This window comes from Nocardia sp. NPDC041819 (assembly GCF_055590505.1).
This window is the reverse complement of sequence record NZ_JBVJAP010000006.1, coordinates 346480-372506: the sequence shown is the minus strand read 5'-3', so window position 1 is coordinate 372506 and position 26027 is coordinate 346480. Positions and strand designations below refer to the sequence as shown.

Sequence of the window (26027 nt, the reverse complement as noted above, 5' to 3'; positions counted from 1 at the left end):
TTCCTGACCGAAATGGCCGTACGTCCGGCAAGTCGTCACCGCTCGCGGTGGGGACTCGCCGGACGTACGGCCACGGCGATCGGATCACCCGGCCAGGCGCGCCTCGATGGCCTCGATGATGCGCGGGCGCAGTTCGGAGGCGCGGATGACGGCGTCGACCGAACCCACCTCGACAGCGCGCCGGATATCGTGCACGCGGTCGAATTCCGCGGCCACATCGGCGAGCTTCTCGGTCCGGACGGACGACCGGATCTCGTCGAGTTCCGCGGTCAAGGACGCGCGCTCGGTGCCGGATGCGTTCGCGGCACGCGCTTCCAGGTCCCGCACCCGCGGATCGGCCGCGGTGCGGGTGTCGACCTCGCCGGCGAACACCACCGCGGCGGCCGGAGCGCCACCGAGCACCGAGGCGAAGGAGCCCTCCAGTGCGAGCACGGTCATGTTCGGGTTCAGCGCCTTCGAGAACACCACGAACGCGCCGCCGTGATACCGGGAGATCACGCAGAACACGATGGGGCCGCGGAAGTTCACGATCGCGCGCCCGATCTCGGCACCGTACTCGAGCTGCAGCTTCCGCATCGATTCGGGCGAGCCGTCGAAGCCGGACAGGTTTGCCAGCACGACCAGCGGTCGATTACCACTGGCCGCGTTGATCGCCCGCGCGGCCTTCTTCGACGACCGTGGGAACAGCGTGCCCGCGGTGTAGGTGTCCGGGCCGTCGGTGGACGGGAAGCCGCGTCGCGGCACACCCCGCGACTCGATGCCCAGCAGGCACACCGGGATGCCACCGACATGCGCGTCCTGCACCACCGCGGTCTCGGCGTCGGCCATGCCCGCCCACCGCTCCAGCACCGGGTGGTCCTGGTCGGACAGGGCCCGCATCACGGTCCGGATATCGAACGGCTTCTTGCGGTCCCGGTTCTTCGCGGCGGAGAAGATCTCCCCGACGGTCGCGAAGTCGCTGTCCGCCGCGACGTGCGGGAAGTCGGAGACATCGCGATCGATGGGGTCGCTGGTCCGCGCTCGCCGCGGCGCCTGCTCGCCGGGTGCGACGTAGGTGTGGTCGTAGTGCGACATCAGCACGTCCCGCGCGGCGGTCAGGTTCGGCGCCCAGTACTGCGCCTGCCCGTTGGGGCCCATCACCCGGTCGTAGCCGCCGATGCCGAAGTTGTCCTCGGCCGACACACCGCCGGAGAAGTCGAGCGCCTGCTTGCCGGTGAGCACCATCGCGGAGTCCGGCGTCATCACCAGGATGCCCTTGGTGTGCATGAGCATCGTCGCCTCGGCGTTCCAGTACGGCTGCGCGCCGACGTTGATGCCCGCCACCACGATGTTGATCTCGCCGCCGTCCTGGGTGAACTCGACGATGCGCTTGAGCGCCGCCGCCACCCAGTCCATGTTCTCCGTGCCGGACCGCATCGAGATCCGCGCGCCGGAGGACAGCGCGTACCACTCCAACGGCACCTGCATCCGTTCGGCGAGGTCCAGCGCGGCGATCACGCGGCGGCACTCCGGCTCCGACAGCGCGCCCAGCGACTTCGTCGGATCACCGAGCAGTGCGACCCGCGTGACGCCCTGCGGATGCCGCTCGGTCGGCGTGGTCACCACGCCCGCGACGAGGGCCGCGGTGTTGCGTCCCTTGGGCCGGTCGACCGGTACCAGCGTGTGGTTCTCGTCGAGGTCGTACTCGGCGAAATCACCGAGCAGACCGGTCAGTTCGTAGGGGTACACGGTGTTGCGGCTGCTAGCCCGCAGCACCTTCTGCCGATACTCGTCCAGCGGCTCGACAGGCTCGTCGGTGGGCTCGCCGACGGTCACCTCGGTGCTGCCGGTGGCGCCGAACGAGATACGGACGGCGATCTTGGTCAGCTCGCCGGTGCCCGGGTCCCGCTGCCGCGCGATGAGCAGGATCTCCTCCAGCCCAGCACCCGCGGCGGTGGGCAGCACGTGTCCGCCGATGGTCTGCAGTTCGGCCCGGGTGACGTCGATCGGCGGCCAGATGTACATCACGATGCGGTTGGTGTTGAAGCGTTTCGCCGACGGCCGCTGTGACTGTGCCCGGCGGATCGAGTCGACGCAGGTGGCGATGGTGCTCTCGGCCGTGGGCAGCGCGAGCAGCCTGCCGTCGTGCTCGCGCAGCGCCGCCAGGTCACGCACCTGCGCGAACGCGATGAGACGATCGTCGGCCGGGTTCTCCTTCGCGACGCACCGGAACAGGTAGATCTCGTCGTCGTCCGAGGACGGCAGCCTGGTGAGGTCGAACTTGCGCAGCCGCTCCAGCTGCATCCGCTGCGCGATGTAGGGATGCAGGCCGCGGATCAGCCGCTCCTCGGCCATGCCGGTGGCGGACGGGCGGAAGGTGAAGTGGTGGTGCATCACCGCGCCGCCGCTACCCGCGACCGTGGCGGTGATGCGGTGCACCTGGCTCGGCCACTGGTGGGTGCCGATGACCTCGTGCAGCGCCGCCGCCATCGCGTCGAAGTCGCCGGGCTGCTTCTCCCAGCTGAGGTAGATGTCGGCGTCGATGGACGCGGCGCCCGCGGCCAGTTCGGTGAGCCCGCGCAGCGCGGTGTCGAGCGCGTCGAAGCTCACCGCGGTGGACACCAGGCTCGAGCCCGCTCGCTCGGCGATCACGAATGTGCAGCCGCCCACCTCGTGGGTGTGCACGCCGGTGAGTCCCTTGTTGCCGTAGTACCGGCGGGTCAGCACCTCCAGCATGACGGTGTGATCGGGGTAGCCGCGTTCCAGTCGCTGGCCGAGCAGTCGCACCAGCGGTTCGGTGCTGCGCACCATGTCGGAGATGCGCTCGGCGCGATCGGGGGAATTCGGGTGCGCGTCCAGGTGACGCAGGTGCCTGCGGACGTTGGTGTACACGCGGGCGCGATTACGCCGCAGCAGGGGCTGGCCGTACCAGGCGAACACCAGGCCGCGGGTGAGATCGGCGATCACGGGGAAGCGCACCTGCGTCGTGGCCACGAGCCGCTCCAGCACGAGACCGACGGGCTCGCGCAGCGCCCGGTCCGGAACCGGCTCCCGCAGCCACTCGCGCAGCAGTGTGGTGATGACCGCGGCGGTGTCGGACGGGCGTTGCTGGGCGAGGAAGATCCGGAAGACCGCGGCTTCGAGGTCGGGGGTGCGCTCCAGATCGGTGATCCCGTAGTGCCCGAGCGCCAGGGCGAGCTTGGCCTGGTAGGACTCGGGCAACCCGGCCCGTTCGACGTCGAGACTCTGCAGATAGGTGTGGAAGTATTCGCGGGCACTGTGGACATGGCCCTGGCCGCCGTCCTCGTCCCACGACCGGTTGTGGGTCAGTTCGGCGAGGTCGGCGAAGACCTGCACCAGCTCGAGCTCCTCGGCCAGCGGCCTTCGGTTGTCCGCGATGGCAGCCCGGCGCGCGGTGAGGTATTCGTCGAGCACCCGGCGGTCGTCGTGCGGGTCGACGTCGAAGCCGAGCAGCAGACTGCGCAGGTCCTGCTGACCGCGGGTGGTGCGCTCGTGCGGCTCGACCTGCCCGGGCTCGCCGGGCAGGTCCAGTTCCACGGACTCGGTCGCCGCGGGGGCCTCGGCCTCGTCGTCCTCGGCGATCGGCTCCAGCCGCAGCAACGGCGCACCGGTCTCCACCTGGGTGCCGACGGAGACGCCGCACTCCTTCAGGCGAGCGCGGAACGGCGCGCGCAGCACCGTTTCCATCTTCATGCTCTCCAGCACGAGCACCGGCGCGCCCGCCTCGACCTCGGCGCCGACCTCCAGCGGCGTGGCGACGACCAGGGCGGGTGCGGGGGAGCGGACGACACCGCCTTCGTCGCGGCTGATCCGATGCGTCACACCGTCGACGTCGATCAGGTGGATCGGCCCGTGTGTGCCGATGGTCAAGCGGTAGCGGGCGCCGTTCACCACGATCTGCCCGGTGTGCCGATCGAAGCGCTCGAGGTCGACGTCGGCCGTGCGGATTTCGCCACAGGCCTCGATGCCGATGCGGAACCGATGGGCACCGATACGCGCGACGCGCACGCGGTAGCTCGCGCCGCGCAGTTTCAGGTCGAGCGGCCTACCGCTCTCGTGCTGTACCTGGGGACGTCCACCGGACGCGGTGGACAGCAACCGGTGCCGCTGAACCCGCTCTTCCTCCTCGTAGGCCTCGATGGCGGCGGCCGCGAGCGCGACGGCCGAGTGGCGATGCGAGACGAGGCGACCCTCGCCGCGGACGCGGTCGATCCAGCCGGTGTCGGCGCTGGCGTCGATCACCTCGGGCTGGTTGAGCAGGTCGAGCACGAAGCTCTTGTTCGTCGCGCCGCCTTCGATGACCACCCGGGTCTGCGCCACCGCCCGGCGCAGCCTGCCCAGCGCTTCGTCACGGTCGCGGCCGTAGGCGATGATCTTGGCGATCATCGAGTCGAAGTCGGCGGGAATCGTGTCGCCCTCGCTGACGCCGGTGTCGACGCGGATACCCGGACCGGCGGGCAGGTTCAGGCGCGCGATGCGGCCCGGGGCGGGGGCGAAGTCGCGGTCGGGGTCTTCGGCGTTGAGCCGGGCCTCGATGGCGTGCCCGCGCTCGACCGGGGGTTCGCCCTCGAGCCTTCCTCCTGAGGCCACCAGCAGTTGCGCCCGGACGAGGTCGAAACCAGTGGTGTATTCCGTGATCGGATGCTCGACCTGCAGGCGGGTGTTGACCTCGAGGAACGCGAAGAGATCGTCACCGGGGTGGTAGAGGAATTCGACGGTCGCTGCTCCGCGGTAACCGACCGCGATCGCCAGCCGCTCGGCCGAGGCTTTGAGTTCGGCTGCCTGCTCGGGGCTCAGCACCGGTGACGCCGACTCCTCGATGATCTTCTGGTTGCGCCGCTGTACCGAGCAGTCGCGGACACCCAGCGCCCACGCGGTTCCCTGGCCGTCGGCGATCACCTGGACCTCGACATGCCGGGCGCCGGTGACGAGCCGCTCCAGGAAGACCACACCACTGCCGAACGCCCGAGCGGCCTCCTGGCGAGTGCGCTCATAGGCGTCGACGAGTTCGGCCTCATCGGTGATCACCCGGATACCGCGTCCGCCGCCGCCGGCGGTCGCCTTCAGCATCAGCGGGTAGCCGATCTCGGCCGCGGACGCCAAGGCGGCGTCCACGGTCTCGACCGGACCGCGGCTCCAGGGCGCGACCGGCACGCCGACCTCCTCGGCGATCAGCTTCGCGCCGATCTTGTCGCCGAGCTTGCGCATCGCCTCCGGGCTGGGGCCGATGAAGGTGACACCGATCTGTTCGCACAGCTCCGCGAACGCCGGATCCTCCGCGACGAAACCCCAGCCGACCCAGGCGGCGTCGGCGCCGGTCTCCACCAGCGCACGCTCGAGCGCCTTCAGGTCCAGGTACGGGCGCTCGGATGCCGGGCCGAGGTCGTAGGCGATGTCGGCTTCTCGCACGAACGTCGCGTGGCGGTCGACGTCGGTGTGCAGGGCGACGGTTTCGATCGGCAGCGCGGTCTCCGCAGCCAGATCTCGGACGGCGTGGATGAGGCGCATGGCGGCCTCGCCCCGGTTCACGATGGCAATGCGGCTGAACACTTGCCGGTTCCTTCCTCTCCTAAGCGTTGGCCCGGTCGGGCGGGGTGTGCGACCCCCGGTCTCGCGTAGTGTGCACCTTTATCCCAGATATCTACACAGCGTGCGGGTGTTACCCGCACGTAGAGTTTCGAAGTGCCCGCTCGAGGCGCCGGTGGGCAGCCGTCATATCCGGATGATCACAGCAACCGGCATTCCGCACCCGGCATCGCCACCTCCGCGTAGCGTTCCTCCCGCAGTGTGCACGTTCTCTCCTGAGCAACCACGCAGTTTCTGCTCGATACCGCTCGGACGGCCCGTCCGGGACGGTTACCGATTCAGATCGCACGGAACCAGGACAAGGAGATCGTCATGAAAGCCACACGCCTCGTTCGTCTGGGTCTTCCCCCGTTCTTCGCCGCGGCGGCGGCGCTGTTGTTCTGTCCGCCCACCGTCTCCGCGCAGGAGATGTGGAGCTACAACTGTTCGTCCCATTCGCCGGTGTGGGAGGGCAGGGTGACCGCTCTGGAGTGCACGGCGTCCGACGGTGCACCGATGAGCGGAGAGATCACGCAGCCGTTCCGGGTGAACGGCGGCGAGATAGTGAGCTGCTCGTCCGGATGGGCGCACCTGCCCGACGTGATGGGCAAGGAATGCGGACCCGCGCCGACGCAATAGCCGGTCGACTGCTCGGCCAATGGGCCTTGCCGCTTCCGGCAAGGCCCATTCGCTTTCTGCTACCCGGCTGGGCTGGCCCGTTGATTACTACCGAGAGCCGATCCGGCGCATGGTCGAGTGCGCCCGGAGTGTTCGTGCCCCGGCGAAAGAAGTGGTCGAGTTCACCGGTCGGGGTCGGCGCGTACGTGTGATCGCACCCCTTGCAGACCGAACAGGATGAGAAGCTCGACCGCGCCGCCGTCGGCGCTGCCCAGCCAATGCGGCAAGGAAGTATCGAATTCGGCCGCCTCACCGGGTGGCAGCGTCAGGTCGCGCTCGCCGAGCACGAGCCGCAAGCGGCCGTTGAGCACATACAGCCATTCGAAGCCTTCGTGCGTCTGCGGTGTCGGTTCCAGCGGTTCCGGTCGCGCGGGGATGATCATCTTGAACGCGTGGACTCCGCCCGGCCGTCGCGACAGCGGCACGAAGACCATCCCGAAACGCCGGATCGGTTTCAGGTGTATCCGGGGATCGCCGGTGCGCGGGGCGCCGACGAGGTCGTCGAGCGGAACGTTGTAGGTACGAGCGAGCGGCAGCAGTAACTCGAGGGTCGCCCGGCGTTGCCCGCTCTCCAGTCGGGACAGCGTGCTCTCCGATACGCCGGTCGTCGTGGCGAGATCGGCGAGGGTGATTCCGCGGTCGCGCCGCAACGCGCGCAGCCGAGGCCCCACCGCGTCGAGCACGTCGTTTGTTTCGCGGTCCATCAGCTCATCTTGCCGAAACGGCAAGAGTGCGTGCCAATGCGTGGTGTGGCTACCGAGACTGACCGTGTTCCGACAGAAGGAGTCTCGAATGAGCACCACCGACGCCGTCACGTTCTGGAACGGCCTCTACGCCGACCTGCCCGCCGCCGCCGACCCCCGGCCGAACGATCTTCTCGCCGAGACGGTCTCGTGTCTGTCACCCGGCGACGCATTGGACCTCGGATGTGGTGAAGGCGGCGACGCACTGTGGCTGGCCCGTCGCGGATGGCACGTCACCGCCGTAGACATCTCGGCCGTCGCGGTCGAGCGACTCATCGGCCTCGCGTGCTCGCACGACCTGGGCGATCGCGTCGCCGCCGAGCGGCATGACCTGCGCGAGTCCTTCCCGCGGGGCGCGTTCGACCTGATCTGCGCCCACTACCTGCACACCCCATTCGGCCTGGATCGGGCAACCGTCCTGCGCGCAGGCGCGCACGCGCTGCGTCCGGGCGGCCGACTGCTGGTGGTCGACCACGGCTCGACCGCGCCATGGTCATGGAACCAGGACCCTGACCTCCGGTATCCGACCCCGCACGAGGTCGCCGCGGGAATCGGGCTGGACTGGGCGAGCTGGAGAGTCGAGCGGGCCGACGCACCGCGGCGAAGCGCGACCGGACCGGACGGGCGCACTGCGGAGGTCACCGATCACGTCCTGCTCATTCGCCGCACCGCCTGACCCGCATCCAACGAAGGAGACCAGCGTGCCAACCACCGGGCGACGCCACGACACCCCGCCGCCCCGGACCGGAGGCAGCGAAGCCGAGATCCTGCGCGGATTCCTCGACTACCTGCGGGCCGCGATCGCAGCGAAGGTCGACGGCGCCCCCGAACCACGGGTGCGAACAGCCGCCGTGCCGTCGGGCACGAACCTGCTCGGCCTGCTGAATCACCTGACCGTCGTCGAGCGCTCCATGTTCCTCGGGGACGAGGTCACCGATTGGCAGGCGACGTTCCAGGCCGCACCGGCCGACAGCGTGGCCGATGTCGTCGCCCGCTACCGGGACACGGTCGAGCGTGCGAACGAGATCCTCGACGAATGCACCGATCTCGGCGCACCCGTCCCACGGTCGCGACCGGACCGTCCCGCTCCTACCCTCCGCTGGGCACTCACCCACATGATCGAGGAGACCGGCCGCCACGCGGGCCACGCGGACATTCTCCGCGAACTGATCGACGGCACGACCGGCCGCTGACGTCTTTTCCAGGAAAAGGAACACATGATCACCGCGACCCCGTGGCCGAGGCACTGCCTCCTCCGATCCGCGCGCGCGATCGCTACCGTCGCGCTCACCCTCGGGATGACGATGGGCGCGGCAGCCTGCGTCACGACCGACCCCGACGTCGCCCCCTACGCTGCCGCCACCCACGGCGACCCCGCGTTCGAGGACACTTTCCGGCACGAATTCGCCGAGGCCGACGGAGTCGGCATGCACTATGTGACGGGCGGTAGCGGTACGCCGGTCATCCTCATCCACGGCTGGCCACAGACCTGGTACGGCTGGTGGCCCATCATGCCCGCACTCGCCGAACACCACACCGTCTACGCCGTCGACCTCCCCGGACTCGGCGACAGCACCGGCTCACCGACCGGCTACGACAAGGCCACCCTCGCGCGATATATCCACACCCTCATCGCCGACCGGCTCGGGGTGCGCGACGCCCGCGTCATCGGCCATGACTTCGGCGCCGCCGTCGCATTCCAGTACGCCACGCAATTCCCCGCCGACACCGCACGCCTCGGCTACCTCGACCTGCCGCTGCCGGGACCCGCGATCGATGCGCCCACATACCGCTCACTGAGCTGGCATCTCGCCTTCCACGCCCAGCGGAGGGTCCCGGAAACGGTGGTCGGCGACGACGTCCGCGAGTATCTGGCCCTCTTCTACCCCCAAGTCTCCTTCGAGGGAACGGCATTCGGCGGCACATCCGAGCGAGCCCCCTTCACCGATGCCGAGATCGACGAATTCGCACGTACTTACAGCAGACCCGCGGCTCTGTCGGGTGGCTTCGAGCTGTATCGAGCCCTCGACGAAGACGTCCGCGACACCATGGCGGCAGCACCGACGCATGTCCCCACCCTTCTCATGACCGCCCAAGGACAACTCGATGCGGTCCGAGCGACAGTGTCCCCGCGCCTGACCAATATCGTGCGAGCGGTGGATGTGCCGCGGGCGGGACATTGGCTCGTCGAGGAGAACCCGGAGTTCGTCACCGCGGAACTGCAGCGCTTCCTCGACTGACGACATCGCCACCGCCGGCTCGGGGTGCCGGACACAGCACCCCGTGCCTTCGATGGATGGCCGCCGGACAGCACGATCACCGGCGAACGAGGTCGAAGACGAATCCTTCGATCGTGATCCCCGGCGCGAACGAGAACGCGATGCCTGCCGAGATCGGCTTGTCGGCCCCGGTCTGAGCGGAGATCCGTTCGAGCACGAAAATCAGCGAGACGCTCGACATGTTTCCGTACTCACCGAGAACCTTCCAGCTCGCCGACGAGGCTTCCGGCGGGAGGCCGAGCGATCGCGCGGATTCGAGCAAGATCTTCGGCCCGCCCGGGTGGATTGCCCACACATCGATGTCCGACTGCCGCAATCCATTGCGGCGCAGAACGTCTTCGACGACGGGAGCAACGCCGTTGTAGATGTACCGGGGTACGTTCTTCGACAGCTCACACGTGATGCCGTCGTTGTTGACGGCGACCGCGATGCCGTCCTCGGTGGCCTCGAACAGATGAGTGAATTGGTCCCGGATGACGATCGTCCCGGCTTCGGTCCGCTCGTCGCCTCGGTGCGCCCCGATGACGACCGCGCCGCAGCCGTCCCCGAACAGGCTGCCGCTCACCGCGTCGTTGGCGTCTTCGGCGGGGACGGCATGCACCGAGTGGAGCTCGATGCACAAGACCATCGCCTTCTTGTGCGGGTTGGCCCGGACGAAGTCCGAGGCGGCGCGAATTCCGTTCATCGCTGCCGCGCAGCCCATGAAGTTGACCACCAGGCGAGCGACCGACCGAGGCAGTCCGAGGTCTTCGACGACCGCGACGTCAACGCCGGGCGCGATGACGCCGGTGCTCGTGGCGAAGACGAGAAGTCCGACGTCGGCCGGATCGACACCGTCGAGCGCGCGCCGCGCCACATCGACCGCCAGTGGAACGGCATGGCGGTAGAACAGGCGCATACGGTCCTGGATCGTCGCTGCTTCACCACTGGGTGCGTGGATGCGGGCATCCAGCGGGTCGACCGCGAATCTCCGGGTGTCGATCATGGTGTTGCGAAAGATGCGTCTGGTCCGGTCCTGCTGCTGCTGATCGGTGAACTGCCCAGCCATCGACTCCGCCGCGACGGATTGGTCTAGGACCAGGCTGGGCGAACCGGTCGCAATCGCTTCGATGACGGGTACGGTCGTCGTCGGTGGCGCCGACATAGGGGTGTTCTCGCGCACTTGCGCGGCGGTGCGGGTGAGAAGTGCCTGGTCGAGAGCAGATGTCATAGAGCCCGTTCTTCCTCACTTGAACGCTTCGGCGATGTGCACTCCAATCATCGGAGAGCAAATATGCGGCAACTACCCACCCAAGGGATGTGAATCCCCACCCCGAGGAACTTCTCTTCGGTAGCTCGCCTGCTCAGCGTCTCGCGGTCCGCGATCTACACATACTTGCCCGAATTCGGGCAAACACCGCGACCGAGTCTCGAAACCCGGGTGTAGCCGCGCGCGACGGACCGTAGATTCTCGTCGTACCGACCACATTGCATCGACAGACAGGACCTGGATGCTCTTTCTGATTCAGCCGACCCGGACCGTGGAGTACATCGACCTCACAGCCGCCGAGGATCAGTCATGAACCGCGACGATGCCCCCGCCCTCCTGCGCGAACGCTTCGTCGTTGAAATCGGCATTCGGCAAGCGTGGCCGTACGTGACATTCGCCGATGGTCGTGACGGAGCATCTCCGCAGGAAGTCCGCCTCTACATCGATAGCAGTTTCACCGTGATACCGGACCCCGCTGTCCTGGGCTCAGGGGAAGAGGACGACGAAAAACTCAGGCTGCTACGCCTGGCCGATGTACTCAACCTGACCGTTCACGACGTCACCGTCGATGACGACGGGAGCTTGATGGTGAGTTTTCACGACAACGTCTGCTTGCGTGTGTCCGGGCACGGTTCACTCTGGACTACACACGACGTCTGGTGGCTCGACTCGTACCCTGCCGGATAACAGCCGAGACGGTCACCACCTGCACGGCTGACCCGAGCCGGTTGTAGTCGCGGCGCCGCCCGGATCAGGGCGGCATGGGTCCTCGGGGCGGCGATCGGGTCGACGCCGAGCAGGGGTTCGAGAGGCGTTGTGCCGTACCGGCTCACAGGAAGTTCGCTGTCGCGGCATTCCCAACAGTGGCGAACTTTTGGCTATCGATCGACCTATGCTGCTCGATGACCGACGGATCGGGGTCGCGAGCGGGAGCGGACGGCCGGCCCGTTTGTGAGGACTACGTGTTGGACAGGCGATGACGCGACTCGTGCACTTCGTGGGCAGCTTGCCCGCACCGTTGACGACCGATGACCGCGAGGTGCTGGAATGGTTCGTCGAGCGCAGCCGAGGCCACCGGCTTACCGGCGTTCCACGGGATCTGGATCCCACGTGGGTCGTGGAGTACCTGCGCGCGCGGGAGAAACACGACGACGTCTTCGAAGTCGTGCGCAGCGGTGACTTCGCCGACTACGCCGACATGCGCGTCTACGGCATTCGCCGGGGCGCCGTCCTCGAACCCCGGCACGTGGCGATGGACCGGGTCGATCGCATCGCCGCGGCCGTCACCGCCTTCCGCGCACTGCGTGATAGGCAACCCGAACTGGCCGACACCAGATTGCAGATCAGTCAACCTAATCCGCTCGACCTGGCCCTTTTCGTGTTCGGCGGCGCTGCGGTGGCCGACGGCCTCCCGCTCGGGCGCGCGCTGCGTCACCTTCGCACGGTGACTCCCGCGCTGCGCAACCTGCCGGTCTTCGTCGAGGCCGCGCTGGCCGAAATAGCCCAGCTCACAGCGGATCACGGTGATCTGATCACCTGGCAGGTGGAGTCGCCGATCGCTCAGCTCGCGCTGGTGAAAGCGGCGCGGTTCGGTATGCGGGCGCCGATCGGCCGTCTCGTCGCACGACAGTTGGCCGGCTTCCTCGCGCGGACGCACGCTATCGGCGCACAGACCATCGTGCACCTTTGCTACGGCGACTACCGGCACAAAGAGCTTCTCGCCCCGCGTGATCTCGCGCCTGCGGTCGAACTCTTGAACGCCCTCGCACGCGAGCTGCGCGCTCGCGCGGTGCCGTTGCCGCCCGCGCACATCCCCTGTGCCTACGGTGCTCATCCGGCCCCGGTGGACCCGGCGTTCTACCGGCCGCTGCGCCGGCTGGACAAGGACTGGCGCGTCATCGCAGGGGTCGTGTCGCCGGAGGGAGCGCAAGACAGTATCCGTAGCCTGTCCATGTTCGAAGCAGCCGCAGGCCGGACCGCATACGGTGTGGCGACGGCATGCGGTCTCGGCCGATGCACCGTCGAGGAGGCCGAGTTGGCCGCTGCCGCGACCGTTGCGACCGCTGACGCCGCCGAGGTGGCGGTAGGCTGACCCGCCCGAGCGGCTGCCATGTTCTCGGCGAACCTCGATCGGAGACTGCACCATGCGCGGTGCGTTCGTCGCTACGGGTTCCGGCCGATCGGTGGGTGATCGGCCAGGAGTCGCCCTCCGAGAAAGTCCAGGACCTGGTGCAGCGCAGCCTGGGTGGGCTGGCCGGGTTCATCGATGAGATGTTCGGTCAGGACCGAATGCGGGCTCAGCACGGCATCGGGATTGGCGTCGGCGTCATCGAGTTCGATGGCTGTGAACGCGTCGCCGAGTTGGTCGCGCAGGAATTCGAACCGTTCGGCGGGCGAACGACGATCGCCGCGGAATCGCAACCCCATGACCGGCAATCCGTCCGCGCAGCGCTCTTTGACGCGGGCCAGGTCGGCGGGGACAGGTCGATGGAGTACTTCTGCCGGGAGGTGAGTCCGAGGGGCAGTCCGGGCTGGGACAGTACAGGTGCGAGCAATCGGTCGTCGACCGCCATCGCCAGTGCGAATCCGCCGGTGAAGCACATTCCGACCGAGCCGACGCCCGGTCCGCCGCAGCGGTGGTGCTCGTGCTCGGCCAGCGCTCGCAGCCACTGCACGACCGGCGAGGTACGTCCGGTCGCGAGCACGACGAACTCTCGGCTGACGCAGATCGGGCCGAACTGTCCGGCAACGTTCGCCAGCGCCGAGGCGAGTCCGTGCGCGGCGGGACTCGGATCTCGGCCGGGAGTGCCGTACAGGTGCGGAACGACCGCCGTGCACCCGATGGCCGCGACTCGCCGCGCGAAGTCGAAGATGTGCGGCGAGATGCCGGGAAATTCCGCCATGACGATCACGGCGGGTCCGGCGCCCTTGCGGAACAGGGTGCGGGTCTTGCCTTCGTAGGTGAAGGCATCGCGCTGGAAGTCGTCGAGAGTGTCATCGGCCATGGTGGGGTCCTCCTCGAAAGTGGACCATCACTATCGACCGGCCGACGTCGCCGGTTATAGGACGAATGTTCCCGCGACGCTCCGCATCGACCGAGGCATCAGCGTGAGCAGTTCGTCATCGACAGCGCGGGCGGGAGTGTGCCGGTGCTGAGCCGATATCCACTGTCGTGGCATTGGACAGTGGCGATGGGCCGGCGTCCCCGAGGCTTGCGCCTGCTGTTGATCGTGCAGTCTCCGGTTCGAAGCGTCCGTCGCGGTCCTGGTTCGATGCCGCGTTACGTTCCAGGGCTTCGGTGAGCTGGTCTTCGAGGATGATGATCCGGCAGGCCGACTCGAGCGGTGTGCCCTGATCGACGAGTTCGCGGGCGCGCGCGGCGATGCGCAGCTGATAGCGGGAGTAGCGGCGGTGCCCACCGGCGGATCGCTGCGGGGTGATCAGTTTCGCCTCGTCCAGGCTGCGCAGGAACGCCTGGGTCGTGCCGAGCAGGTCCGCGGCGCGGCCCATCGTGTAGGCGGGGTAGTCCTCGTCGTCGAACTTCTCGTTCGCGGTCGTGGGTTCAGAAATCGTGGTGCCTCCATGCGACGAGTGCCCCGGTGCCTGATGGCACCGGGGCACTAAGGGGAATTACTAACCATCTTCCGACAAGTATCCGAGCTTCGGTCGCCGCCCGAGCTACACACGCCGGTGGGCGACGCGACGGTAGGCAACTCCTCCTTTCTGTTCACGGGTACTTCATTTCTTCGTGCATCTCACCTTGAATGCCCGGCGGGCGGCGGGACCGCCGAATGTCACAGTCCCGCAGCCGCGCCCGCCGTCTTCACCTTCACGGGCAGTTCGTCATCTCCCGTGCCACTCGAGACTTACTTCTTCGTTCGCCCCACAGAAATTACCCGCACCTACGGTGAATGTCTACTATCGCCACGATAGATTTTCTGGGAGTGTCGTACACCCGCCGACGCTGACCGGCCGCTCACCCGGTGCCGTCGCCCGGTCCCACTTGAATGCCCACCACGCAGGTGTCGTCGTCCGTGTTGGCGTCACTGTGATCGAGCAGATGGTCCAGGCGGTCTTCCAGGCTTCCGGTGAACTGGGCAGACATGGCGAGCAACCGCTCCACACAGTCGTCCAAGAGCCGGTCGCGGCGCTCGATCAGCCCATCGGTGTAGAGCAGGAAGATGTCGTCCGGCTCCAGCTGGAGTTCGGCTTCCTCGTACGTCGTCTCCGCCACAGCGCCGAGCAGCATCCCGTCAGGGGGAGGCAGGGCGGACGCCCGTCCGGCGCGCACCAGCACCGGCGGCAGGTGACCCGCACGAGCCCATCGCAGTATCCGAGTCTGGGGGTCGTAGAGGCCGCAGATGGCGGTGGCGTAGATGTCGTCGGTCAGGTGATGTGCCACCAGGTTCAACCAGGTCAGCATCTGCCCCGGCTTGGCGCCGGTGGCCGCGAGGCCGCGCAGAGCGTTGCGCAGTACGACCATGCCGGTGGCCGCCTTGATGCCGTGGCCGGTGATGTCGCCGACCGACACCAGGATCTGCTTGGACGGCAGCGTCACCGCGTCGTACCAGTCGCCGCCCACCACATAGTCCTGGTCGGCGGGCTGGTAGCGCACCGCGATGCGCAGACCGAACGCCTCGATGGACGGCTGCGCAGCGGGCATGATCGCCTGCTGGAGTTGCAGCGCCAGCCTGCTCTGTTCGGCGGCCTGCTGTTCGCTGTGCGCGAGGCGGTCTTGGGTGGCCGACAGCGCGACCTCGGTCCAGTGCTGGGCGGAGATGTCCTGGTAGGCGCCACGGATGGCGAGCAGGTGTCCCGCCGTGTCGACCACCGGTTCGGCGATGATCCGAATATGACGGGCGTCGCCGTTCGGCCGGATCAGACGGAACGCCGTGGAGGCCGAGCGACGGTAGCGCAGCAGGGTTCGCAGGAATCCCCGTACCGCTTCCGAGTCGTCGTCGTGGACGTGACTCGGCAGCTGCGCGACCGGGATCGGGTCGGCGGCAGGCTCCAGGCCGTAGAGGGCGTACAGCTGGCTGCTCCAGGTGATTTCGCCGGTGGCCGCGTTCTCCTCGAACCCGCCGACACGTCCTAGGCGCTGAGCGTGTTGCAGCAGCGCCGCCAGCCGCGCCGTCTCGTCCTCCACGCGCCACACCACGAGCACGGCATCCCTGTGACGGCTGATGCTGAGCGCGACCGGGACGGTCAGCGGTACCTGGCCGACCAATTCGGTCAACATCACCCGCTCGGCGCGGTAGGTCTCACCGGTAGCGAAGACGTGCTCGATCCGCTCGAACAACTGGCCCCCGCCCGCGGCCATCGGGTACACCTCGAGCAGCAATGTGCCGTCGATCAGGCCGCGTGGGCGGCCGGCCGGGTCGATGAAGCACCTGTTGACGTGGTGGATACGGAAGTCGGCGAGCGCGCCGTCGCCGTCGAGGTGAGGTAGCAGCACCAGGGCCGGGTCGAACAGGCTGTCGGCCAATAGTACGAGATCGGCGACGTCGGGCAGGACCGGCGAACCCGCGGTGGACAGGTCCGACTCCAGAGTGTGCGCGCACAGCTCTGCCAGCGCCTCGAGTTGCCGGTGTACTCCAGGCGGCTGCGGTTCGAGGGGCTGCGGCCAGCACACCTCCAGCACGCCGATCAACTTGCCGCCGGTGCCGGCGGGGATCGCTGCCCGGCCGCCGTCGCGGTCACCGATCGACGGAATCCCCGATACACGAAGATCCTCGATCCACTGCGCCCGGCGTTCGACCAGCGCCAGCCGCGCCGGGGTCACCACCCCGGGTGGCACGTACCGCCACCGCTCGGCCTCTGGTAGGTCGATGCCGGCGAAACCGGCCAGGGACAGCGATGCGTCGAGGCCCGCCGACCAGATAGCCACTGCCGTGGCACCCAGCGGGGCCAAGGCGTGTTCGAGCACCGATTGCGCGACGCGTTGGGTGTCGCCCGCCGCGAGCAACCCGCTCTCCGCGGTACGCAATCGCACCGCCGCCGAGGACTTCTCCGCTGTCGCGGTACGCAGCAGGAACTCGTCCACCACCGCGCTGACTTTGTCTTGCGCGGCTTGGTTGACCAGATCGACGGCCACCTCCAATGAGGTGACACCCGCTTGCTCGGCCAGGGCGTCGAGCTGCCGCGCCGCCGCGGCGGGCCCACACCGTAGCCGCTCGACCAGCACGCCCTTCGCCATCTCGATCAGCGCTCGACCGTCGGCGGTGGCCTGAGCGCGCTGAATCTCCGTACGCAACCGCTCCACGGTGGCCGCGAGGCGGGTGACGGTGGGCTCCGCGGCCGAGTCTGCGTTCGGTGTCATCGCGGTTGCTGCGCCGGTGGCGTCCGAGTCGGTCATCAGGCGCCCAGCCATTGGTGGATGCGTGCGAGCAAGGCGTCGGCGTCGACCGGCTTGGTGACGTAGTCGTTGGCGCCGGAGGCGAGGCTCTTCTCCCGGTCGCCCAGCATGGCCTTGGCCGTCACGGCGATGATCGGCAGGTCTCGATACTGCGGCATCTGACGGATCTTGGCCGTCGCGGCGTAGCCGTCCATCTCGGGCATCATCACGTCCATCAGGACCAGATCTGTCTCCGAGTGCGCGAGGAGCATGTCGATACCCTCGCGTCCGTTCTCGGCGTGCAGCACGGTGACGCCGTGCAGCTCGAGAATGCTGCTGAGCGCGAACAGATTACGGGCGTCGTCGTCGACGATCAGCACCGTGCGACCGGCGAGCTTGCCGTCCGGCCGCTGCGGCGCGGCGATCGGCGACTCCTCGCCACGGACGAGGGGCAGCACGTCGCCGGGCGCCTCGGCGGTGACGTGCAGAGCGATCCGCTCCCGCAGTTCGTCCAGACTGGACAGCAACTCCAACGGCCGGCGCACGGTGCGCTCCTGCAGTAGGCGCTCCTGCTCGGAGTCGAGTCGACGGTTGTTGTGAGCGAGCACCGGGACGCTGCTCATCGCCGGATCCCCGTCCATCGTCTCCAGCAGCCGCAGCGCGGCGCTATCGGGCATGTCCAGCTCGAGCACCACGCAGTGGAACACCTCGGCGGCCATCGCCGACGCCGCTTCTTGCACACCGATGGCGGTGACGACCTGGACGGGGCCGCGCGGGTCGTTGCTGTCGGCAAGGTCGGCCACCGCGCTCTGCGCGACCAGGGACAACAATCCCTGCGGGCGTTCCTCCACGACCAGCAGTCTGCGGTGCTGCTGCTGCGGCGCGCCGGGAGCGGGGATGTGCTCGGCGTGGCTACCGGCCTGCTGCGCATCCTCCCGCTCGGGGTGGGGCAACTCCTGGAAGTCCGGCCGGGCGACAGGCAGATACAGGGTGAACGTGCTGCCTCTACCGGGTGTGCTCTCGGCGGTGATCGCCCCGCCGAGCAGGTAGGCGATCTCGCGGCTGATCGACAGGCCCAGGCCGGTGCCACCGTACTTGCGGCTGGTGGTGCCGTCGGCCTGCTGGAACGCGCCAAAAATGGTTTCCAGCTGATTTTCGCTGATGCCGATGCCGGTATCGATCACCCGGAAGGCGACGGCGGGGCCGTGCCGCCGCGCGGCGACGGGCAATTCACCCGATCCAGCCGGCTCGATCCTCAGCTCCACGGACCCGCTCTCGGTGAACTTCACCGCGTTGGACAGCAGGTTGCTCAACACCTGCCGCAACCGCGAGTCGTCGGTGAGCAGATCCGCGGGCAGGCCGGGTGCGGTGGTGACATGGAAGCCCAGGCTTTTCTGCGTGGTCATCGGCCGGAAGGTGGCCTCCACGTAGTCCAGCAGCTTGCGCAACGGTACGGCTTCGGGTGTGACGTCCATCTTGCCCGCCTCGACCTTGGACAGGTCGAGGATGTCGTTGATGAGCTGAAGCAGATCCGAGCCCGCTGAATGGATGATGCCCGCGTACTCGACCTGCTTGGGCGTCAGATTGCGGGTCGGATTCTGCGCCAGCAGCTGCGCGAGGATGAGCAAGCTGTTCAGCGGCGTACGCAACTCGTGGCTCATGTTGGCCAGGAACTCCGACTTGTACTTCGAGGCGAGCGCGAGCTGCTGGGCGCGGGCCTCCAACTCTTGGCGCGCCTGTTCGATCTCGAGGTTCTTGGCCTCGATGTCGCGATTCTGGGTCGCCAGCAGCGCCGCCTTCTCCTCCAACTCGGCGTTGGACCGCTGCAGCTCCTCCTGTTGCACCTGCAATTCCTCCGAGCGAGCTTGCAGCTCGCTGGTCAGCCGCTGCGATTCCACCAGCAGCTCGTCGGTGCGGGCGTTGGCGATGATGGTGTTGACGTTGACACCCACCGTCTCCATCAACTGGTCGAGGAAGTCCTGGTGAATGCGGGTGAAGCGGTGCAGCGAGCCAAGCTCGATCACCCCGAGCACCTGGTCCTCGACCACGATCGGCAGCACGAGGAGGTTGACCGGCGCGGTCCGTCCCAGCCCGGAGGAGATGGTGAGGTAGTCGCCGGGCACGTTGTCCACGGCGATCGTGCGGCGGCTGCGCGCCGCCTGCCCGACCAGTGACTGACCGAAGGTGAACCGAGACCGGCTGCCCGGCTCCTCCGGGCTGCCATAGGAGCCGATCAGCCTCAGCTCCGGCCGCTCGGCCGTGTCGTCGGCCAGATAGAACGCACCGAACTGCGCGGAGACCAACGGTGCCAGCTCCGCCATGATCAGCTCGGCCACCACGTGCAGGTCGCGCTGACCCTGCATGAGTCCGGAGATGCGAGCGAGGTTGGTTTTCAACCAGTCCTGATCCTGGTTGGCCTTGGTGGTCTCGCGCAGCGACTCCACCATCGAGTTGATGTTGTCTTTCAGTTCCGCGACCTCGCCGGACGCCTCGACGGTGATAGAGCGGGTCAGGTCGCCTTCGGCGACGGCGCTGGTGACCGCGGCGATCGCGCGGACCTGACGGGTCAGGTTGCCGGCCAGCTCGTTGACGTTCTCGGTCAGCCGCTTCCAGGTCCCCGAGACGCCCTCCACCTCGGCCTGCCCGCCCAGCCGGCCCTCCGACCCCACCTCACGGGCCACGCGGGTGACCTCGGCCGCGAACGCGGAAAGCTGATCGACCATCGTGTTGATCGTGGTCTTCAGCGCGAGAATCTCGCCGCGCGCGTCCACATCGATTTTGCGGGTCAGGTCTCCCTGCGCGACCGCGGTGGTGACCTGGGCGATGTTGCGCACCTGGTTGGTCAGGTTGTTCGCCATGGAGTTGACGTTGTCGGTGAGGTCTTTCCACGTTCCCGCCACGTTCGGCACGCGGGCCTGGCCGCCGAGCATGCCCTCGGTGCCGACCTCGCGCGCGACGCGGGTGACCTCGTCGGCGAACGCGGACAACGTATCGACCATCGTGTTGATCACGCCGGCCAGCGCCGCGACCTCGCCCTTCGCCTCCACGGTGATCTTCTGGCTCAGGTCACCACGGGCCACCGCCGTGGCGACCTGGGCGATCGAGCGCACCTGACCGGTCAGGTTCGAGGCCATCACATTGACGTTGTCGGTGAGGTCCTTCCAGGTACCCGACACGCCACGCACGGTGGCCTGGCCGCCGAGGTTGCCCTCGGTGCCGACCTCCCGGGCGACGCGGGTGACCTCGTCGGCGAACGCGGAGAGCTGGTCGACCATCGTGTTGATGGTTTCCTTGAGTTCCAGGATCTCCCCGCGCGCATCGACCCGGATCTTCTGGGTCAGATCGCCGCGGGCGACCGCCGTGGTCACCTCCGCGATCGAGCGCACCTGTGCCGTCAGATTGTCGGCCATCACGTTGACCGACTCGGTGAGGTCCTTCCACGTGCCGGAGACGCCCTTGACGTCGGCCTGGCCGCCCAACCGGCCCTCGGTGCCCACTTCGCGCGCGACGCGGGTGACTTCGTCGGCGAACGCGGAGAGCTGGTCGACCATCGTGTTGATGGTGTTCTTCAACTCGAGGATCTCGCCGCGCGCGTCCACCGTGATGTTCTGGGTCAGGTCGCCGCGCGCGACGGCGGTGGCGACCTGGGCGATCGACCGCACCTGCGCGGTCAGGTTGCCCGCCATGAAGTTGACCGAGTCGGTGAGGTCCCGCCACGTGCCCGAGACGCCCTTGACGTCCGCTTGACCACCGAGGATGCCTTCGGTGCCCACCTCGCGGGACACGCGGGTGACTTCGTCGGCGAACGAGGACAGCTGATCGACCATCGTGTTGATGGTGTTCTTCAACTCCAGAATCTCGCCGCGCGCGCTGACGGTGATCTTCTGGCTGAGATCGCCGCGCGCGACCGCGGTCGTCACCTGGGCGATGTTGCGGACCTGGTCTGTCAGGTTGCCTGCCATGAAGTTCACCGAGGCGGTGAGGTCGCGCCATACGCCGCCGACGCCGGGCACCTCGGCCTGTCCGCCCAGCCGACCCTCCGAGCCCACCTCGCGCGCTACTCGCGTCACCTCGTCCGCGAAGGCGGACAGCTGGTCGACCATCGTGTTGACCGTGTTCTTCAGCTCGAGGATCTCCCCGCGCGCGTCCACGTCGATCTTCTGCGACAGGTCTCCGCGCGCCACGGCTGTCGCGACCTGAGCGATGTCACGCACCTGGCTGGTCAGGTTGCCTGCCATCGCGTTCACCGAATCGGTCAGGTCCTTCCAGGTCCCGGACACGCCGGGTACCTCGGCTTGACCGCCCAGCCGCCCGTCCGTGCCGACCTCGCGCGCGACGCGGGTGACCTCGGAGGTGAACAGTGACAGCTGGTCCACCATGCCGTTGAACACCGTCGCGATCTCACCCAGCAGCCCGTCGGCGTCCGTCGGCAGCCGGGTCCGGAAATCGCCGTCGCGCACCGCGGTCAATCCGGCGAGCAGTTGATGCAGCTCGCCTTGGTCCGGGGCCGCAGCGTCCTGCTTCGGCGCAGTGTGGACGGCTGCCGCCGCTGTGTCCGTCATTGCCATCCTCGCTCTGGTGCACCGGTTCGAAACTGGAAATCCAGCCGGTCCGAGTGGGAACCAAGCTCGCCGATACCCGTGGACGACGAGTCACCGACCCACGGTGCTGCGCCGACGGTTCCCGCCGGTAACACTACGTTCATCGAATACGAGTCGCGACATCATCCAACTTCGGCGGCCTTCACGTGAGCGGCCTGGTCGGCCCGACGATGATTCCCTCAGGACCACGGACATGACGGAGCCGATGGCGCTGCTCGCACCGCGGACCCTGAAGGGCTGCCCTACGGCATACAGATCATCGGCCCCTATCTCGAAGACCGGACCACGTTGCGTTTCGCAGAGTTGATCGAGCAGGAGGTCGGCGGATTCAGGGATGATCTTGTCAGGACCAGTTCGTCCCGATGAGCCCGATGAGTTTCGAGCCCGTAGGAGGTCTATTCGGTCATGAGGAGATTGATCTACGGGTTCGGCGTGTCCCTGGACGGCTACATCAACGATCGCGACGGCAGCATCGACTGGACCGACCCGGACGAGGAGTTGCACCAGTTCCACAACGACCGCTACCGCCAGATCGAGATCTCGCTGCACGGCCGTCGCCTGTACGAGCTGATGGCCGAGTACTGGCCGCATCTGCCCGAGGACGCGCCGCGCATCGAGCGTGAGTTCAGCGGGCTCTGGACGGAGAAGCCGAAGGTCGTCTTTTCCCGGACGCTCACCGAGGTCCACTGGAACAGCACGCTGGTGAGTGAGAACGCGGTCGAGGAGGTCCGCAGGCTGAAGGCCGCGGGCGACGGCGTCATGGAGGTCGGCGGCGCGAGCCTGGCGGCCTCGCTGATGCCACACGGGCTCATCGACGAGTACCAGCTGTTCGTCTCGCCCGTGGCGCTCGGCGGTGGCACACCGCTGTTCCCCTCGCTGGACAAGCGCATCCAGCTCCGATTGGCCGAGACGAGGCACTTCGACACCGTGGTGATGCTGCGCTATATCGCCGACTGAGGTCCGTTCGAGCACCGCGCAAGGCTGTGGTCGCGACCCGATCACACAGGCGGCGCGGATCGGTCCTGTCCGAGATAGGAAGTGCTTGTTCGGTTCCTCGGCCGCGCGTCAGCTCGCGATGCGGGCTTGGATGCCGGCGAGGAGGAATTCGAGGCCGGTGCGGAAGGTTTGGTCGGCGTCCAGGTGGGCGGCATCGCGTATGACGATGGCGAGCGCGGGGAAGCGGCCCGTTGCGAAAGTCCGCTCCAGATAAGGTCCGAAGGCGGCCTGCCATTGCCGCGTGTCCATCCCGGTGGCTCGCTCGGCGCGCCGCTCGGTGATCTCCCGGCGCACAGCGCCGATCACGTATGCATTGACCGCGTCGACCACCGGCATGACGGTGTCCACGTCGACGCCGCCCATCGCGGCCACCACAGCCTCCCCCCTGGCTAGCGCGTTCGGGCCGAGCTGGGGCCGTCCGCCGATCAGGTCGGCGAGCCATTCATGCTGGTGAGCGGCTTGACGGGTAGTTTCGGCGAGGGAGCGCAGCACCTCTCGCCAACCGTCTCCGACCGGCCGGATCTCGGCGTAGATCGCGTCGACCATCAGGTCGAGCAATTCGTCCTTGGTGGCGATGTAGCTGTAGAGCCGCATCGGCCCCACATCCAGTGCGGCGGCGACCTTGCGCAGCGACACCGCCCCCAAGCCGTCGGCGTCGGCCAGCCGGATCGCTGCTCGTACGATCCGCTCCCGGCTCAGCGGAGCCGGCAGCGGTCGATCCGGCGGCTCCGGCCTCTCCCAGACCAACATGCCGCTGACAATACATCGCCCCGTTCGATACAGTGTATTTGGTAATGCAGTGTATCGAAGGAGCGACCGTGACCATCACCATCGTCGGAGCCGGACTCGGCGGCCTGGCCCTCGCCAGGGTGCTGCACGTGAACGGCATCGACGCCGTTGTGTATGAACGTGAATCGTCACGCGGCGCGCGTGGCCAGGGCGGCATGCTCGACATCCACTCCGGGCAGCGGGCGCTGCGCGAGGCCGGTCTGATCGACCAGTTCCACGCGATCGCCCGTGGTGAAGGCCAGGACATGCGTCTTCTCGAGCCGGATGGCACCTTGCTGCTCCAGGAGGACACCCCGGACGATGCCCCGCTCGATCGACCCGAGGTCGACCGCGCCGATCTACGCAACCTGCTGCTGGACTCGCTTCCCGAAGGCATGGTGCGCTGGGGACACGCGTTCGAATCCGCCGACAACGGCCTGCTGCACTTCGCCGACGGCAGCAGTGCGACGTATGACCTGCTGGTCGGTGCGGACGGCGCGAACTCCCGGGTCCGCGCGCTCCTCACCGATGCCCGCCCGGCGCATATCGGCCAGAACGTCGTCGAACTCGGCATTGCCGACATCGACCGCACGCACCCCGACCTCGCGGCGATGGTCGGGCGCGGCAACTACTGGGTGCTCGGCAACGGACTGTCCCTGGCGGCGCAGCGCAACGGCGACGGCCGCGTCCGTATCGGCCTCAGCTTCTACAACACCGCCGAGGACTGGTTCGCGACCAGCGGAATCCCATTCGACGACCCGGCCGCCGCGCGGGCTCGGCTGATCGACCTGCTCCCCGGCTGGGACGCACGGTTCACCGCCCTGATCGCCGCCTGCGACGACGCGATCGTGCCGCGGTCGATCACCACTCTCCCGGTCGGCCTGACCTGGCCGTCGAGGCCGGATGTCACGCTGGTCGGCGATGCCGCGCACCTGATGCCGCCGGTGGGAGAGGGCGCCAACATGGCGTTGCTCGACGGCGCCCTGCTCGGTCTCGCGCTTGCCGCGTACCCGGACGATATTCCCGCCGCGGTCGAGGAGTACGAACGCGAGATGTTCGAACGCACCAGCGCTGCTGCCCGGATGTCCGCGGACATGCAGGCATTGCTGACGTCGCCGGACGCCGCGCAGAAGTTGCTCGCGTTCTTCCAACCTGGCTGAGCTGTCACCGAATACGGCTCGTGAAGTCGGCTACCACGGGGTGGCAGCGCGAACTCGGCTCCCGGTGGGGCGGCTGGTGAAGTTCAGCTGTCGGCGTCCGGTGCGGGTGGGTCTTGTCGGGAGAGTTCGGCGTTGAGTTCGAGGGCTTCGGCGAGCTGGTCCTCCAGGACGATGATCCGGCACGCCGCCTCCAGCGGTGTGCCCTGATCGACCAGCGCGCGGGCGCGGGCGGCGATGCGCAGCTGGTAGCGGGAGTAGCGGCGGTGCCCGCCTTCGGAGCGCTGCGGAGTCAGCAGTTCGGCGGCGTCGAGGCCGCGCAGGAAGGCCGGGGTGACGCCGAGGATTTCCGCGGCTCTGCCCATGCTGTAGGCGGGGTAGTCCTCGTCATCGAGCCTCTCAGCGGCACCGGAAGCGTCGATGGGGTCGGTGGGGTCTGTGTTCGGTTGCTGCACAACACCTCTGGATTCATACGACGACAGGCCCCGGCGCGTCGCGCGCCGGGGCCCAGGATATCGAGGGGGTTTTCACGTCAATTCCGTCGGTCGGCGGTAGGGCCGACGTCGGGCACTGCGCCCGGCAACAGGCCGGGACGCGGAATCTGGGAAGAGCTGTTCAGTGACCACCTCCTGCGTTGCCGGTCGGTCTGCGGAATCTCGTCATCCCCTCCGACGGTCCGGCCGACTGCACCAGGTTCTCTTCTCCGTCGGAGGGGATGGTCAATCTTGCTTCCGGTGCAGGTCACCTGCCCGGCCAACCAGACTTTCATCTCCAACGACAGTGACTGTATACCAAGCCTCCCAGAATGTCTACATCCTGCGCTGGAGATTTCTTCCTACCCAGACAAGGCTCTTTCTCAGTGTCCGGCCGGCCACTCCCGGCATTCATCACCACGGCACTACTCCGGCGTCATCGAAGAACCCGCCGGTCGGTCCGTCGTCGGGCAGGGTCGCGAGGTGCACCGCGATCGCCGCGCCCTGCGCCGGTGTGCGGACGCCTCGAAATCCGTTGAGGTCGGTTGCCGTGAAGCCGGGACAGGCTGCGTTGATCAGGATGTTGGTGTCGCGCAGTTCCTTGACGTATTGGACGGTGACGGCGTTGAGGAACGTCTTCGACGCCGAGTAGGCCGCGGAGATCGGGCCGGTCTCGGCACCGGGAGTGGTCTGCAGGGTGAGGGAGCCGACCGTGCTGGACATGTTCACGATCCGCGGTGATGCCGAGCGCCGCAGCAGCGGCAGCACCGCGTTGGTGACGCGGATGACACCGATCACGTTGGTTTCCACAGCGGCCCGCACTGTCGCGGGATCGACGGCGGAGGGTGCCTGCGGCATGCCACCGGTTATGGCTGCGTTGTTGACGAGCACGTCGAGGCGTCCGGCGCGATCCGCGATCAGCTCGGCGGCGGCGGCCACGCTCGCGTCGTCGGTCACGTCGAGCGGTACGCCGAACGCGTCGGCGCCGTCCGCCCGCAGCTTCGCCACGGCGGCTTCGCGGCGCTGTTCATCCCGGGCGCCGACGCCGACCCTCCAACCGAGGGCGCCCAAGCCGGCTGCGATCTCGTACCCGATGCCCTTGTTCGCGCCGGTCACCAGCGCGATCGTCTGTTCACTCATACGGTCGATCCTGTTCCGGGCCTCGGCGCAGCGTCCAAGACCGA

General features: G+C 67.8%; 17 protein-coding genes and 1 pseudogene. 8 read left to right on the top strand and 10 right to left on the bottom strand.

Annotation, left to right across the window (positions count from 1 at the left end):
• Positions 1–84: 84 nt before the first annotated feature.
• Positions 85–5550 carry an ATP-binding protein gene (locus tag ACZ6DL_RS20635; protein ID WP_466053217.1) on the bottom strand — a complete coding sequence of 1822 codons (5466 nt, stop codon included), beginning with the start codon at positions 5548–5550 and terminating at the stop codon, positions 85–87.
• Between the two features lie 348 nt (positions 5551–5898).
• Here ACZ6DL_RS20635 and ACZ6DL_RS20630 point away from each other — a divergent pair, with 348 nt between their 5' ends.
• Positions 5899–6204, top strand: a complete 306-nt coding sequence (locus ACZ6DL_RS20630; RefSeq protein WP_466053215.1) for a hypothetical protein — start codon at positions 5899–5901, stop codon at positions 6202–6204.
• A 161-nt stretch (positions 6205–6365) separates the two neighbouring features.
• On the opposite strand, the gene ACZ6DL_RS20625 is transcribed toward ACZ6DL_RS20630, so the two are convergent.
• Positions 6366–6947, bottom strand: coding sequence for a helix-turn-helix domain-containing protein (locus ACZ6DL_RS20625; RefSeq protein WP_040871850.1), 582 nt, complete (start codon positions 6945–6947; stop codon positions 6366–6368).
• An 88-nt stretch (positions 6948–7035) separates the two neighbouring features.
• Here ACZ6DL_RS20625 and ACZ6DL_RS20620 point away from each other — a divergent pair, with 88 nt between their 5' ends.
• Genes ACZ6DL_RS20620 through ACZ6DL_RS20610 form a run of 3 tightly spaced genes read left to right on the top strand, consistent with a single transcriptional unit; the run spans position 7036 to position 9226 of the window.
• The gene (locus tag ACZ6DL_RS20620; protein ID WP_466053214.1) at positions 7036–7662 is read left to right on the top strand and encodes a class I SAM-dependent methyltransferase; all 627 of its coding nucleotides are present in this window, start codon (positions 7036–7038) and stop codon (positions 7660–7662) included.
• Positions 7663–7687: 25 nt separating this feature from the next.
• Entirely contained in the window at positions 7688–8179 is a 492-nt protein-coding gene (locus ACZ6DL_RS20615) for a DinB family protein (protein WP_466053212.1), read from the top strand.
• 24 nt (positions 8180–8203) lie between these two features.
• Positions 8204–9226: an alpha/beta fold hydrolase gene (locus ACZ6DL_RS20610; RefSeq protein ID WP_040871847.1), complete on the top strand. Its 1023-nt coding sequence runs from the start codon at positions 8204–8206 to the stop codon at positions 9224–9226.
• A 76-nt stretch (positions 9227–9302) separates the two neighbouring features.
• Here the strand turns inward: ACZ6DL_RS20610 and ACZ6DL_RS20605 are convergent, their stop codons facing one another.
• Positions 9303–10475 carry a type III polyketide synthase gene (locus tag ACZ6DL_RS20605; protein ID WP_466053210.1) on the bottom strand — a complete coding sequence of 391 codons (1173 nt, stop codon included), beginning with the start codon at positions 10473–10475 and terminating at the stop codon, positions 9303–9305.
• A gap of 348 nt (positions 10476–10823) precedes the next feature.
• On the opposite strand from ACZ6DL_RS20605, the gene ACZ6DL_RS20600 reads away from it, so the two are divergent.
• Together ACZ6DL_RS20600 and ACZ6DL_RS20595 are read left to right on the top strand one after the other, a co-directional pair.
• A complete protein-coding gene (locus ACZ6DL_RS20600; RefSeq protein WP_466053208.1) occupies positions 10824–11201 on the top strand; it encodes a hypothetical protein in 378 nt (125 codons plus the stop codon).
• Positions 11202–11490: 289 nt separating this feature from the next.
• Positions 11491–12606, top strand: coding sequence for a hypothetical protein (locus ACZ6DL_RS20595; protein WP_466053206.1), 1116 nt, complete (start codon positions 11491–11493; stop codon positions 12604–12606).
• A 71-nt stretch (positions 12607–12677) separates the two neighbouring features.
• Here ACZ6DL_RS20595 and ACZ6DL_RS20590 read toward each other — a convergent pair.
• From ACZ6DL_RS20590 to ACZ6DL_RS20575, 4 genes and pseudogenes are all read right to left on the bottom strand, one after another.
• Positions 12678–13519, bottom strand: a pseudogene (locus ACZ6DL_RS20590) (dienelactone hydrolase family protein).
• Between the two features lie 115 nt (positions 13520–13634).
• Positions 13635–14135 carry a helix-turn-helix domain-containing protein gene (locus ACZ6DL_RS20585; protein ID WP_466053204.1) on the bottom strand — a complete coding sequence of 167 codons (501 nt, stop codon included), beginning with the start codon at positions 14133–14135 and terminating at the stop codon, positions 13635–13637.
• Positions 14136–14490: 355 nt separating this feature from the next.
• Complete coding sequence (locus ACZ6DL_RS20580) at positions 14491–16833, bottom strand: SpoIIE family protein phosphatase (protein WP_466053202.1); 2343 nt, start codon at positions 16831–16833, stop codon at positions 14491–14493.
• 35 nt (positions 16834–16868) lie between these two features.
• Complete coding sequence (locus tag ACZ6DL_RS20575; RefSeq protein WP_466053201.1) at positions 16869–21410, bottom strand: HAMP domain-containing protein; 4542 nt, start codon at positions 21408–21410, stop codon at positions 16869–16871.
• 444 nt (positions 21411–21854) lie between these two features.
• On the opposite strand from ACZ6DL_RS20575, the gene ACZ6DL_RS20570 reads away from it, so the two are divergent.
• Positions 21855–22406 carry a dihydrofolate reductase family protein gene (locus ACZ6DL_RS20570; protein ID WP_466053199.1) on the top strand — a complete coding sequence of 184 codons (552 nt, stop codon included), beginning with the start codon at positions 21855–21857 and terminating at the stop codon, positions 22404–22406.
• Positions 22407–22514: 108 nt separating this feature from the next.
• On the opposite strand, the gene ACZ6DL_RS20565 is transcribed toward ACZ6DL_RS20570, so the two are convergent.
• A complete protein-coding gene (locus tag ACZ6DL_RS20565; RefSeq protein ID WP_466053197.1) occupies positions 22515–23195 on the bottom strand; it encodes a TetR/AcrR family transcriptional regulator in 681 nt (226 codons plus the stop codon).
• A gap of 68 nt (positions 23196–23263) precedes the next feature.
• Here ACZ6DL_RS20565 and ACZ6DL_RS20560 point away from each other — a divergent pair, with 68 nt between their 5' ends.
• On the top strand, positions 23264–24373 hold the full coding sequence (locus tag ACZ6DL_RS20560) for an FAD-dependent oxidoreductase (protein ID WP_466053195.1): 1110 nt from the start codon (positions 23264–23266) through the stop codon (positions 24371–24373).
• An 83-nt stretch (positions 24374–24456) separates the two neighbouring features.
• Here ACZ6DL_RS20560 and ACZ6DL_RS20555 read toward each other — a convergent pair whose 3' ends face one another.
• Together ACZ6DL_RS20555 and ACZ6DL_RS20550 are read right to left on the bottom strand one after the other, a co-directional pair.
• Entirely contained in the window at positions 24457–24825 is a 369-nt protein-coding gene (locus tag ACZ6DL_RS20555) for a helix-turn-helix domain-containing protein (RefSeq protein ID WP_466053193.1), read from the bottom strand.
• A gap of 432 nt (positions 24826–25257) precedes the next feature.
• Positions 25258–25983: an SDR family oxidoreductase gene (locus tag ACZ6DL_RS20550; protein ID WP_466053191.1), complete on the bottom strand. Its 726-nt coding sequence runs from the start codon at positions 25981–25983 to the stop codon at positions 25258–25260.
• Between the last annotated feature and the right edge of the window lie 44 nt (positions 25984–26027).